This is a genomic window from Streptomyces sedi (genome assembly GCF_006335015.1).
Lineage (GTDB): Bacteria > Actinomycetota > Actinomycetes > Streptomycetales > Streptomycetaceae > Streptomyces > Streptomyces sedi.
The window spans coordinates 56,864-68,855 of record NZ_VDGT01000021.1 but is presented as its reverse complement, the minus strand read 5'-3'; the positions used below and the strand labels follow the sequence as shown (position 1 = coordinate 68,855).

The 11,992-nt window shown below is 72.2% G+C and carries 12 protein-coding genes; 4 read left to right on the top strand and 8 right to left on the bottom strand.

The features are described from left to right. Positions 1–53 precede the first annotated feature (53 nt). Complete coding sequence (locus FH715_RS28370) at positions 54–212, bottom strand: hypothetical protein (protein ID WP_170184797.1); 159 nt, start codon at positions 210–212, stop codon at positions 54–56. 254 nt (positions 213–466) lie between these two features. Here FH715_RS28370 and FH715_RS23180 point away from each other — a divergent pair, with 254 nt between their 5' ends. Next, positions 467–982, top strand: coding sequence for a hypothetical protein (locus tag FH715_RS23180; RefSeq protein WP_139648484.1), 516 nt, complete (start codon positions 467–469; stop codon positions 980–982). A gap of 28 nt (positions 983–1,010) precedes the next feature. On the opposite strand, the gene FH715_RS23175 is transcribed toward FH715_RS23180, so the two are convergent. From FH715_RS23175 to FH715_RS23155, 5 genes are all read right to left on the bottom strand, one after another. Then, positions 1,011–2,165 carry an LLM class flavin-dependent oxidoreductase gene (locus tag FH715_RS23175; RefSeq protein WP_211367744.1) on the bottom strand — a complete coding sequence of 385 codons (1,155 nt, stop codon included), beginning with the start codon at positions 2,163–2,165 and terminating at the stop codon, positions 1,011–1,013. A gap of 131 nt (positions 2,166–2,296) precedes the next feature. After that, complete coding sequence (locus tag FH715_RS23170) at positions 2,297–2,521, bottom strand: hypothetical protein (RefSeq protein WP_139648480.1); 225 nt, start codon at positions 2,519–2,521, stop codon at positions 2,297–2,299. Positions 2,522–2,817: 296 nt separating this feature from the next. Then, entirely contained in the window at positions 2,818–3,027 is a 210-nt protein-coding gene (locus FH715_RS23165) for a DUF397 domain-containing protein (protein WP_139648478.1), read from the bottom strand. 176 nt (positions 3,028–3,203) lie between these two features. Continuing rightward, entirely contained in the window at positions 3,204–4,076 is an 873-nt protein-coding gene (locus FH715_RS23160; RefSeq protein ID WP_139648476.1) for a helix-turn-helix domain-containing protein, read from the bottom strand. Between the two features lie 196 nt (positions 4,077–4,272). After that, positions 4,273–5,070, bottom strand: coding sequence for a GOLPH3/VPS74 family protein (locus tag FH715_RS23155; protein WP_139648475.1), 798 nt, complete (start codon positions 5,068–5,070; stop codon positions 4,273–4,275). A gap of 226 nt (positions 5,071–5,296) precedes the next feature. On the opposite strand from FH715_RS23155, the gene FH715_RS23150 reads away from it, so the two are divergent. The 3 genes from FH715_RS23150 to FH715_RS23145 all read left to right on the top strand — a co-directional run bounded on the left by FH715_RS23150 (position 5,297) and on the right by FH715_RS23145 (position 8,617). Beyond that, complete coding sequence (locus FH715_RS23150) at positions 5,297–8,125, top strand: D-alanyl-D-alanine carboxypeptidase (RefSeq protein WP_139648473.1); 2,829 nt, start codon at positions 5,297–5,299, stop codon at positions 8,123–8,125. 242 nt (positions 8,126–8,367) lie between these two features. Further along, positions 8,368–8,460: an eL43 family ribosomal protein gene (locus FH715_RS29600; RefSeq protein WP_425472770.1), complete on the top strand. Its 93-nt coding sequence runs from the start codon at positions 8,368–8,370 to the stop codon at positions 8,458–8,460. Next, the gene (locus FH715_RS23145; RefSeq protein WP_139648471.1) at positions 8,438–8,617 is read left to right on the top strand and encodes a hypothetical protein; all 180 of its coding nucleotides are present in this window, start codon (positions 8,438–8,440) and stop codon (positions 8,615–8,617) included. Before FH715_RS29600 ends, FH715_RS23145 begins: the two co-directional genes overlap by 23 nt. A 257-nt stretch (positions 8,618–8,874) precedes the next feature. Here FH715_RS23145 and FH715_RS23140 read toward each other — a convergent pair whose 3' ends face one another. Then, positions 8,875–10,617, bottom strand: a complete 1,743-nt coding sequence (locus tag FH715_RS23140) for an IlvD/Edd family dehydratase (RefSeq protein WP_139648468.1) — start codon at positions 10,615–10,617, stop codon at positions 8,875–8,877. 138 nt (positions 10,618–10,755) lie between these two features. Next, on the bottom strand, positions 10,756–11,832 hold the full coding sequence (locus FH715_RS23135; protein WP_139648466.1) for an alcohol dehydrogenase catalytic domain-containing protein: 1,077 nt from the start codon (positions 11,830–11,832) through the stop codon (positions 10,756–10,758). Positions 11,833–11,992: the final 160 nt, after the last annotated feature.

Below are 11,992 nucleotides of genomic sequence, written 5' to 3'. Positions count from 1 at the left end.
CTGCGCGGCGGTGTCGCCGTCCGGGGCCGGCGGGTGGGTTCGGCCGTCGGCGGTCAGTGCTGCTGGCCGAGGCCCTTCATCCGGCGGTCGAGGTCCGACAACCGGTTGACCTCCTCCAGCCGTTCGCTGAGCGAGGGGCGGTGCTCCTGGGCTGCGGACGTCGGGGGCGACTCCTGCGCTCCTGTCGCGGGTTCGGCGCTGGTGCTGCTCATGAGGGCTCCTGAGGGTGGGAGTTGAGCCTGGGACCGAGTCCCTTCATGTGACAACCATCCAAGCAGCTTGATGCCGGACGCAATTGCGTCTCACACTTTCAACACGGTGGCATATGCCAAACACGTATGCCTGAGGCTCGTCCTTCCCATGTGTGGACGACGGTCGACGTCCCGGCGTTTTTCGTGACGGGCCGTCGGGGAGGGATAGCGCCGAGGGCCGGGAGTGGCCCGGCGCCATGACACGAGGGGCCGCCGTGAACCCCCATGACGAACCCGCGCTGGGAGCGCTTCTGAGCGAGCACCCCACGGATAACGTGCGCCGGCGCACCGCCGTCGTGTGGTCGCTTCTCGTCGGCGTGGTGGGGGTGGCCGCCGGCGTGCCCATCCTGCTGGCCACCTTTGACCGGGACGACACCGGTACGGGGTCGAATGTCCTGCCAGGTGCCGTTCTGGGCATCGGCTTGCTCGGGCTCGGATTCGGGCTGACCCGGCTGGTGGCGCTGGTGCGGAGCCGGGACGAGGTGTACGCCCTTCACCAGGGCGGCCTTGTGCGTCGGCAGGGCGGGCGGCGGCAGGCGTTCGCCTGGGCCGACGTCGCCTCTCTTCAACAGAAGGGGCCGAGGCCGCCATTGGCATATGCCCTTGGGAACGATGTGGATCTTCGGGTGAGGCTGCGCGGGGGTGGGCGGTTGCGCATCACCGGATACACACAGGACGCCCAGGCCCTGGCGCGGGCGCTCGCCCGGGGCACTCCCGGAGCCGGGGAGTGACCCGGGCGTCACGCGGCGGGGCGACGGGTCAGTCGGCCAGGGCTCCTGCCGTCGAGGCGTCGGCGTTCGACGTCGTCCCGGCGGAGCCGTCCAACGCGTAGGCGTCGGCGATCAGTTCGTAGCTACGGAGCCTGGCCTCCGGGTCGTGGGCGTTGGCCGTGACCATCAACTCCTGGGCGCCCGTGCGGTCGACCAGCGCGTTCAGCCCCTTCACCACCGTCTCCGGGGTGCCGTACTCCACGTTGGCCAGCCAGCCGTCGAGGAAGTCGCGTTCCACCGGACTGTACGGGTGGGCGGCGGCCTCCTCCGCCGAGGGGACCAGTCCCGGCCGTCCGGTGCGCAGGCGGAGCATGGCCAGTGCCCCGCTCAGGACCTGCGCCTGGGCCGCCGAGGCGTCGTCGGCCGCGAGCGCGGAGACACCGATCATGGCGTAGGGCTCGTCCAGCACCTTCGAGGGCCGGAACGAGGAGCGGTAGAGGTCGAGCGCGGGGACCGTGTTGGCGGCGGAGAAGTGGTGCGCGAAGGCGAACGGCAGCCCCAGCCCGCCGGCCAGCCGGGCGCTGAACCCGGAGGAACCCAGCAGCCACACCGGCGGGCGCGCCGAGGACTGCACGCCGCCTTCCGCGCTGCCCTGCACCGGCCCCGGAACGGCGTGCACCCGGCTGTAGGGGTGCCCGTCGGGGAAGTCGTCGTCCAGGAAGCGCACCAGCTCGGCGAGTTGACTCGGGAACTCGTCGGCCCCGTCCTCGCGCCCCCGGCGCAGGGCGGCGGCCGTGGCGCCGTCGCTCCCCGGCGCGCGCCCCAGACCCAGGTCGACCCGCCCCGGCGCCATGGCCTCCAGGGTGCCGAACTGCTCGGCGATCACCAGCGGCGGGTGGTTGGGCAGCATCACTCCGCCGGAGCCGAGACGGATCCGCTCCGTGAAGGCGCTCACACGGGCCAGGATCACCGCCGGCGACGAGCTGGCCACGCCCGGCATCGAGTGGTGCTCCGCGACCCAGAAACGGTGAAACCCGCGCCGCTCCGCGAGCCGCGCCAGCTCCACGGTGGTGTTCAACGCGTCCGTCCCGGTGTGCCCGGCGCCCACCGTGGCCAGATCGAGCACGGACAGCGGCACAGGCGCGCTGCCGCGACGCACTCCTCGGATCTCGTCCCGTTCCGTGCGCTCGGCGCCCTCGGTCACCCTGCTCGCCTCCCTGATCGGCCTGCCCGACGTGCGGAGCCCGGACAGGCTCCCTCAAGGCGGCAACCCGGAAGGGCGGCGGTTCATTCCGCCGCCCTTCCGGGGCCGGGCGAGATCGCTCAGGGGGAGGGTCAGGGGAGGTACCGCTCGATCGCGGCCGACCCCTCCTCCGCCAGCAGTTGTCTGGCCTCCTCGACCAGCTCGGGCGTCGGGTCCCGACCGCTGAGCCGCACCAGGTCCTCGGGGTCGACGGGCCCCTCGGCTCCCGTGTGCAGCTGCCGGTCGGGCGTCGGGAGTTCGGTGTGGCGCCGCTCGTCTGACGCACCTGACTCGGGTGATTCGGGTGACTGGGGCATAACACCTCCCTGCTCGCCAGGGTAGGGGCATCGCGTCGGACCCGCCATCGCGGCGGAGAGCCGGAGCGGGCCCCCGCGCCCGGCGGGCCGGCACCGCTCGGAGGCGGGGGCCCGAGCCAACGGCTCGGGCCCCCTGGCCGACGTGCGTACCGGAACGCCCCCGCGGTTCCGCGACGCCGCCGTCTGCCGGGCGCCGATAGGCGTGGTTCCACCCCGCCGGCTGGTCGGGGAGGGCCGTGCCGCGCCCGGCGCCGCGTTCGGAGAAGCCGTCGGGCCTCTGCCTCTCGACGCGCCTCTCAGCGCCCTTGCTGGCCGGAGGGGCGCATCCCGGCCACGAAGGCCGACCACGCCCCCGAGGGGAATCTCAGGCGCGGCCCGGCGGGAGCCTTGGAGTCCCGTACCGACAGTGGGCCGCCGGCCGGGGAACGCACCTCCACACAGGCGCCCTGACCGGCCGAGTGCGAGGACCGGGTCCACGCGCGCGTCTTGCCGTGTTCAATTGCCATGCCAACTCCGGGTCGTGACGTCCGACAGGAACGCGGTGACCGTACTGGTCCCCCGGTCTATTACCGGGCGGGTTTCATCCGGGCGAGTGATTACTTACCAACTTCCCTTATCTGTAAGGGAATTGAAGGTAGAGTGCCCCGCCGTCGCCCGTTCTTCCGGACGTCGGGAGAACGGCTCATGAACGCTGCCGGTCGAACTCCTCGGCCAGTTGGAGCACGAAGCGCCGGGTCTGTTCCGGGCTGTACGCCTGGGCCCGTAGATGCTCGTACATGATGCTGTAGTGCTGCACGTCGTGCGGTTTCTCCAGGTAGAGGTCGTTGGTGCCGCCCTCCAGATAGATCACCGTGGTGTCCGCCGCCTCGGAGAATTCCATGATCGCGTACTGGCCGTTCACCCCCGGGTGCGCGCCGGCGGAGAACGGCATCGCCTGAAGGGTGATGTGCGGCAGCCGTGAGTACTCGGCGAGCTTGCGCAGCTGCTCGGCCATCGTCGCCGGACCGCCGACCGCGCGGCGCAGCGCCGACTCGTCCACCACCGCCCACAGCCGCAGCGGCGTGCGGTCGTCGTGGATCCGCTGCTGCCTGCGCAGCCGGACCTGCACGCGGCTGCCCACCTCGTCCTCGCCGACCTCGGGCAGCGCGCCCGATATGACCGCGCCGGCGTACGCCTCGGTCTGCAGCAGCCCTGGCACCACTTGTGGCTCGTAGACCCGCAGCGAGGAGGCGTCCGTCTCCAGCCCGATGTAGACGCTGTAGCTCGGCGACAGCTCGGCGAACGCGTGCCACCAGCCCTGCTGCCGGGACTCCTTCGCCATCTGCATCAGCGAGTCGACGAGCTTGGCGTCCTCGACCTCGTAGACGTTGCACAGATCCCGCACGTCCCGAGGGCTGATGCTGCGCCGCCCGTTCTCCAGCCGGCTGATCTTCGACTGGGAGACCAGCAGCCGGTCGGCGACCTCCTCCGCGGTCATCTGCCGGTCCTCGCGGAGCCTTCTCAGCTCCTGTCCTAACCGGCGTCTCCGCACGGTCGGATTGACGTTCCCCGACACTCCCGGCCCCTCCGTCGTTCCTCGGGCGACCGGATGATCGCCCCGTCCAGAAGACTGCCACCACGTCCGGTGTGTCCGCTGGCGTTTCGCGACAGAGGGTGCACGACCACAAGCACGGGGTGTGGCGACGGGCGGGACGCCCACCGCCACACCCCGCGCTCGCTATGCGGCTCCCGGTGCGGTCACTGTGGAAGAGCTAGTGCGACAGCGAAGGACGTACCGCGGCTCGGGTGACTCCTCTCCGCCTGCCCTGCTCGGAAACCTGTGGTGACTGCCCGACCACGCTCATCGCCGCGGTCGCCGGTGTGCGCGCTACGGCGCGTGTGCCGGCGCTTGGGGGTTGTGAGCGCCGTGCGGCGGCGGCCTGTCCCGCCACTCCGTTCTGCACGTCCATGACAGCGTGGGCGACCAGCCCACCCATCGGGTCGTGTCGGATCAGATCCCGCAGCCTGGAGCGTGACGACCGCCCCTCGTTGCCGGGATACAGGTGCTTGCCGAGCCCGACCGAGTGCGCCAGTGCCGCGAGGGCGGCGGTCCTGGCGTCCGGTGGGGTCCCGGTACGGATCGCGGTGTCCAGCCGAGCCCGGATCTGCCTGCTGACCGCCGTATCCGTCGCCTGATACCGGGTGGTCGGCAGTACCCCGCACATCTGGTTCTCCACCGCGTGCACCATGCCGCAGCGCTCCAGATGTGAGAGATAGGTCTGGCGGAGCCCGAGCCTGGGCCCGCCGATCCAGTGGACCGCGCGCACCGGAGAGCCGCGTCTGCGCAGCAGCTCCAGCGCCGAGTCCAGGGTTGGATCTCCGGTCGGCCGTGGCAGCACCACGGCTATTCGGTCCCCATCAGGGGCTATCCGGCCTGCCAGGGCCAGCTCGACGAGCTGTGCTCCGGCCAGACCGAGGTCGAGCGACTGCGGCTGCGCCGTGGTGCCCGTGGTCGGGTCCAAAGCGAGAAGCAGCAGCTCCTCCGGAATGGTTCTACGACTCCTGCCCATCCATGCCTCCCCGCGTGGATGAAAGACAGGGTGACGCCTCTCACATTGTTCTGTCGAGAGTGCCTGGTGCCTTTGTGGGGGAACCCGTAGATATGTCGTTAACGTCCAAGGGGGAGGGGAGCACGAATGGGCCACTGCTGGTGTGGCGTACCGAGGTGCACAGGAACCGGCAAACTGATAGGGGCCAGCAGCCAGTTCATTCAAGGGTCGTTACGAGGAGGCACGGGTGTCGGGCGAGTCCCCGGACAGGTGGGTTCGGGATCGGGAGCGAGAGTCATCGGAGAAGACGTCTGAGGACCCCGGAAGGGTTCCACAGGGCGCGAAGGTTGCCGGGGACGAGGGCAAGAAGGCCGCCGCCGAAGGCGCGGCGCGGGACGACGCCCAGGGCGGCGACGAGGGGACGGGTATAGCCGGCCGGCATGACGCCGAGCCGGACGACGACGGTGGGAGGGACGGGCGGGACGAGGCCGGGGGCGACGACGCGGGCGCCGGCGCGGAGGGCGCGGAGGCGGACGCGCCCGGCGACGCGACGACGATGCTGAGGCTTCCCGCCTCGGATCAGCCGAAGGCCGCCGACGCGGAGCGGCGGTCGGAGGAGTCGCGGAAGCCGAAGAGGCCAGAGAAGACCGGAAGCGCGACCGGGGGCGACGCGGCTGAGGAACGATCAGGTAACGGCGGTAGGGGTGAGGCCCCGTCAGCTGACGGCGAGACCTCCGAGCCGGAGGGGGAGGCGTCGGCCCCCGGCGCGGGCGATCGTCTGACGGCGGAGTTGCGGCTGCCGGCCGACTCGGGGGACAAGGGGACAACGGAGTTGCGTTCTCCTGTCGCGGACGAGGAGGCGTCCTCGAAGGCCGGTGACAAGGGAACGACGGAGCTGCGTTCTCCCGCCGGGGAGGGCGAGCCCGCGGAGGGGAACGAGGCGTCCGGGGACGCGAAGACGGGGCCGGGGGCACGCCCGGACTCTGAGGACAGGGGAACGACCGAGCTGCGGGCCTCGGAGAAGGACCGCGCGGACGCCGAGTCCGAGGCGGCCGACGGGGATGACGACGGCGAGGCCGAGTCCGAGGCGGCCGACGCCGAGGATGGCGACCACTCGACCCGGATGCTGCGGCTGCCCGAGTCGGAGAAGGAGCCGGAGAAGGAGAAGGAGACCGGGGACCGGCTGACGACGGAGCTGCGGGCGCCGTCCGAGAAGGCCGGCGAGGACGACGGGGACGAGGACGACGGGGACGGCAAGGGAGAGGAAGGCCGGGGAGACAAGGGCACCACCCAGTTGCGGTTGCCGCCCGAGGCGAAGGGCGACGCCGACGACAAGAGCGCCGAGGGCGCGGAGGGCACCGAGGGCGAGAGCAACGCCACGGCGATGCTGCGGCTGCCCGCCGCGGCCAAGGCGGCCGGCGACGCGCCCAAGGGCGCCAAGGGCGCCAAGGGCGACAGGGGCGACAAGGACGGCGAGGACGCAGCGGGAAGCGGCGGCACGGTCGGTGTCACGGCCGCGATGCCGGCGGTAGGGGAGAAGGACGAGGCCCCCGCCGTTCCCCCGAAGCCGAGCGCGCCTCCCAAGGGGACAGGCGAGGCGCAGGAGGCCAAGGGCGCGAAGGAGGGCGAGCGCGGCAAGGACCGCGCCGACGACCCGCGCGCCGCGGCGCGCGCCGCGCTGGCGAAGTCGGAGCCCGCGCCGTCGGCGCCGCCGAAGCCGGAGGCGGCCCCGCCCGCCCCCGTTCTCCCGCCGAGGCCCGAGGCGGCTCCGCCGCCCGCCGACGCCGACCGGGACCCGTTGGAGCTGCTGGCGGCGCTCACCAACAAACCCGCGCCCCCGCCCACGCCCCTGCGCACCCTCGTGCGTCGGATCAAGATCTGGACCCCGCTGGCGGTGTTGGCGTTGGTCGCGCTCGTCGTGGCACAGGTGCTGCGCCCGTTGCCCGAGCCGGGGCTTGAGCTGACGGCCGCGGAGACCTACACCTTCGAGGGCGACCTGGGTTCCGTTCCCTGGCCCGAGCAGGGGCAGGCGCAGTTGGACGTGCAGGGGCTGGGTTCGTTCGGTTCGTCCGGTGAGCAGGAGCCCGTGCCGATCGCGTCCGTCGCCAAGGTGATGACGGCGTATGTGATCCTCCGCGACCACCCCATGGACCCGGAGACGGACGGCGCGTCGATTCCCGTCGACCAGCAGGCCGAGGACGAGGTCGACCTGATCGCCGAGAACGAGTCCATCGTCGAGGTGACCGCCGGCCAGGAGCTGACCCAGCGGGAAGCCATCCAGGCGATCATGATCGCCTCGGCCAACAACGTGGCCCGGCTGCTGGCGCGTTGGGACGCGGGTTCCGAGGAGGCGTTCGTCGAGAAGATGAACGAGGCCGCCGAGGAACTGGGCATGACCGACACCACCTACACCGACCCGAGCGGGCTGCGCCCGGAGACGGTGAGCACGGCCGCGGACCAGACGAAGCTGGGCCGCGAGGTCATGAAGGACCCCCTCTTCCGCGAGGTGGTCCGGATGCCGAGCTACGTCGACAGCCAGGGTGACCAGCAGCCCAACTGGAACCATCTGGTTCCGTTGGACGGCGTGGTCGGCATCAAGACCGGCACCACCACGACCGCCGGCGGCAACCTGCTCTTCGCCGCCGAGCAGCAGGTGGGCGACAACACCCAGCTGATCGTCGGCGCGGTGCTGGCCCAGCCGCCGCACCCCTCGGACAACTCGATCCTGACCGGCGCCCTGACGTCGGGCAAGGCGCTGATCGACTTCGCCCAGGACGAGTTGGTCGCCGAACCGATGCTCTCCTCGGGCGACGTGGTCGGCGAGGTCGACGACGGACTGGGCGGAGGAGCGCCGCTGGTGATCACCGAGGATCTCTCGGTGGCCGGTTGGCCCGGCCTCGAAGTCGACCTGGAACTGGTCGAGGGCGCCGACGGCGTCCCGGGATCCGCCGAGGCCGGCACCGTGGTCGGCACGCTGCGGGCCGGCGAGGGGGAGGGGGCGATCGAGGTGCCGGTGGCGTTGGGTGAGTCGCTGTCCGAGCCCGCGTTCGGTGCACGGTTGACCCGGATCACCTGATCCCTTTCGAGTGCGCGCGGGTGTTTCTGATCCTTTGTGATCGGAAACGCCCGCGCGTCTTTCGTTGTGCGTGGCTCGCCGACGCGCGCCGGCCACCCCTGCTCGCCGTGGAAACAAGGGTGTTGACGGCCGTGGAGGGGCGCGGGGGCGGTCGCACGGGGCTGCCGGCCAGGGGCGGCGCACGCTACAGTCAGAGCCCGCGTCTGCTGGGGAGAGGCGTGTGAACGCGTGAGGGGGCGCCGGTGGAATGTCCTTCTTGCGGCTCGGCTGAGGGTCGCAGGCTCAACAACGGCAACTGGGTGTGCGAAGACTGTGGCTCGGTCACCGCAGGATAGGGCGGCATGGCTGGATCTCGACCCGGCCACGAGGGAGAGGCTCGACTTCCTGGACCCGGAGGACTTCACCGTGGGGCCCACGGCCGAGGGGGCGGCGCAGTGGGAACGGTTCACCGCGATCCTCGACAAGGCCGAGAACTACCGCCCGCCCCACTGAACCGTCCGCCCCACTGAACCGTCCGCCCCACCGAACCGCCCGCCCCACTGAACGCCCGCCGCGCTGAGCCGCCGCGCCCCACCGAACCGCGTGAACGTCGGCCACCGAACCGAGTGCACGACTTCCGCCGCCCACACCGGCGACCGGTCGGTCGACCACGCTGACGCCCCGTCGGATCGGCCCCGTACCGCTGACGGTCAGTCAGTAGGGGCGGCCGACCGCGGTCCGCCGCCCCTGCCCGCCGCGCGCGGGGTGACTCAGTGCGAGTGGCGTGGCACCGCGTCGCCGCTGCCACCGACCAGGAAGTCCAGGTCCGCGCCCTCGTTGGCCTGCGTCACATGCTCGACATACAACTTGGCCCACCCCCGCGCCGGCGCCGCCTCCTCGGGCTCCGGCCGGGGTTCCTTCGCGCGGGCGGCCAGCTCGTCCTCGGGAACGTCGAGGTCGAGGCGCCGGGCCGCCACGTCGAGTTCGATCCAGTCGCCGGTGCGCACCAGCGCCAGCGGCCCGCCGACCGCCGCCTCCGGCGCGACGTGCAGCACACAACTCCCGTAGCCGGTGCCGCTCATCCGGGCGTCGCTGATCCGCAGCACGTCGGTCACCCCGGCCTCCAGCAGCACCTTCGGCACCGGGGGGTTCCCCACCTCGGGGAAGCCCGGATAGCCGCGCGGTCCCGCGTTGCGCACGACGATCACGGTCTCCGGGGTGACGGGCAGGTCGGGGTCGTCGGCGGCGGCGATGTAGTCCTCCACCCGGTCGTAGACCAGTGCCCGCCCCCGGTGCGTCAGCAGCTCGGGCGAGGCGGCCGAGACCTTGAGGACCGCGCCGTCAGGCGCGAGGCTGCCGCGCAGCACCACGGTGCCCTCGCCGGCGGGGCGGAACGGTTCCGCACCGCTCCTGATCACCTCGCGGTTCCAACAGCGCGCCCCGTCCGTCTCGGTGGCCATGTCCCGCCCGCTGACGGTCACCGCCTCCCGGTGCAGCAGCCCCAGCTCGTCCAACTCGCGCAACACGACGGGGAGCCCGCCCGCGTAGTAGAAGTCCTCCATCAGGAACCTGCCGGACGGCATCAGGTCGACCAGCACCGGTACCTCGGTGGTCAGCGCGTCGAACTCGTCCAGCGTCAGCGGCACGCCCACCCTTCCGGCCAGCGCCAGCAGATGGACCACGGCGTTGGTCGAGCCGCCGAGCGCGGCGTTGGCGCGGATCGCGTTCTCGAAGGCGTCCCTGTTCAACACCGTCGAGGGGCGCAGGTCCTCCTCGACCAGCGCCACCGCGCGCCGCCCGGCGGCCTGCGCGAGGGCGTAACGGCGGGCGTCGACGGCCGGGATCGCCGCCGAGCCGGACAGCTGCATCCCCAATGCCTCGGCGACGCACGCCATCGTCGACGCCGTGCCCATCGTCATGCAGTGGCCCCGGCTGCGCGACATGCAGCCCTCCGCCTCGGTGAGGTCGGCCTCGTCCAGCCGGCCGGCCCGCACCTCCTCGCTCAGCCGCCACACGTCGGTGCCCGAACCTATGTCCCGGCCCTGGAACTTGCCGTTGAGCATCGGCCCGCCGGTGACCATCAGCGACGGCAGGTCCACGCTCGCCGCTCCCATCAGCATCGCGGGAGTGGTCTTGTCGCAGCCCGAGAGAAGCACCACGCCGTCCAACGGGTTGGCGCGGATGGTCTCCTCCACCTCCATCGCCATCAGGTTGCGGAAGAGCATCGTGGTCGGCCGCATCAGGGTCTCGCCCAGCGACATCACGGGGAATTCGAGCGGCAGCCCGCCCGCCTGCCACACTCCGCGCTTGACGTAGTCGGCGACTTCCCTGAGGTGCGCGTTGCACGGGGTCAGTTCCGACCAGCTGCTCGCCACGCCGATGACCGGCCGGCCGTCGAACACCTCCGGACCCAGACCCTGGTTACGCATCCAGGAGCGGTGGATCATGCCGTTGCGCCCCTCGGCGCCGAACCACTCCGCGCTCCGCCGCGCGCCGTCCCGCTGTTGGCTCATGCCCTGCCTCCGCTGTTCTCTGTACCGACTCCGTTGACTCCGCTGACGCCGTCGACCTCGTTGGCTCCGCCGTCCCTGATTCACCCGTGGCTGCCGCCGCCGGCGCGTCCCGAACCTAGTGCCGGGTCGGCCCGCAGGTCACGGGTGGCTTCCCGCCGCCACCAGGATCTTGACGTGGCGACCGCGCTCCGGGCCGGTCAGCACGTCGAGACCGTGGGTGACGGCCCGTTCCAGTTCCACCGTGCCGGTGATCAACCGCCTGGCTTCCTCCGAGTGTTCGGCGAGGAAGGCGAGGGCGGGCCGCAGATCCTCCGCGGTGCGGTGGGACATCGAGCCGACCAACGTCAACTCCCGCTTGACGGCGGCGGCCAGGTCGAACGGGACCGGCGCGCCCGGCAGTCCCGCCAGGCCGAGGGTGCCGCCGGGGCGGGTGGCCGCGCAGGCGAGCGCGAAGCCGGGGCCGGTACCCGTGCAGTCCACGACGAGTTCGGAGCCCAAGGCTCCCGAAGCGCGCAAGGCACCCGAGGCGCCCGAGGCGGGTGGGTCGAGGTCGGCGCGCTGGGTCGGAAGCGCGAGGGCACGCGGCACGGCCAGCCGTCGTTCGCCGATGTCGGCCACCGTCACCTCGTCGCCGCCCGCGCGCAGGATCAGCGCGGTGGCCAGGCCGATCGTCCCGGCGCCGACGACCAGGGCCCTCCGCCCACCCGGCGTGCCCAGCCGGCGGACGAGGTGCCAGGCGACGGCGAACGGCTCGGCCAGCGCGGCGACATCCGCGTCCAGGCCCTCAGGGGCGGGCTCGACCATTCGCGCCGGCACGGTGACCCGCTCGGCGAGCCCGCCGTCCGCCGACATCCCGATGTGGGCGAAGTCCGGGCAGAGGTGGTAGGCGCCGTCGGCGCAGACCGCGCAACGGTCGCAGGGGATCAGCCCGTTGAGGGCGACCAGCGCCCCCGGGACGAGCCCGGTGACGCCCGGGCCGGTGGCGTCGACGCGCCCGGCGACCTCGTGGCCCAGCACGACGGGCGCGAGGGCGCCGGTGACCGGATGCGGCCGGGTGGGGATCTCGACGGGGCCGCCGCGGTACTCCAGCAGGTCGGTGCCGCACAGTCCGCACCACGCGACGGCGACCCGCACCTCGCCGGGGCCCGGTGGGGGCGCGTCGGGCACGGTCTCGTACCGCACGTCGTCCCGGCCGTGCCAACGGACTGCCCGCATGGGTCCGGCTCCTCTCGCCCGTCGACTCCCGACCGTCGCGACCTCGACCGTCGTCCCCCGGGGGACGTTCCGCGACCTTCGCCTCCCGACTCGGCCGGCGGGTTGAGCCCCTTCTCGACTCAACCCGCCGTGCGGCCGGACGGCAAGACCCCGGAGGCGG

Bases quoted from the DNA above. Each gene is read 5' to 3' on its own strand.
- FH715_RS23155 (WP_139648475.1), bottom strand. From the start codon at position 5,070: ATGGGCAGGAGTCGTAGAACCATTCCGGAGGAGCTGCTGCTTCTCGCT.
- FH715_RS23140 (WP_139648468.1), bottom strand. From the start codon at position 10,617: ATGAGCCAACAGCGGGACGGCGCGCGGCGGAGCGCGGAGTGGTTCGGC.
- FH715_RS28370 (WP_170184797.1), bottom strand. From the start codon at position 212: ATGAGCAGCACCAGCGCCGAACCCGCGACAGGAGCGCAGGAGTCGCCC.
- FH715_RS23170 (WP_139648480.1), bottom strand. From the start codon at position 2,521: ATGCCCCAGTCACCCGAATCACCCGAGTCAGGTGCGTCAGACGAGCGG.
- FH715_RS23165 (WP_139648478.1), bottom strand. From the start codon at position 3,027: ATGGCAATTGAACACGGCAAGACGCGCGCGTGGACCCGGTCCTCGCAC.
- FH715_RS23135 (WP_139648466.1), bottom strand. From the start codon at position 11,832: ATGCGGGCAGTCCGTTGGCACGGCCGGGACGACGTGCGGTACGAGACC.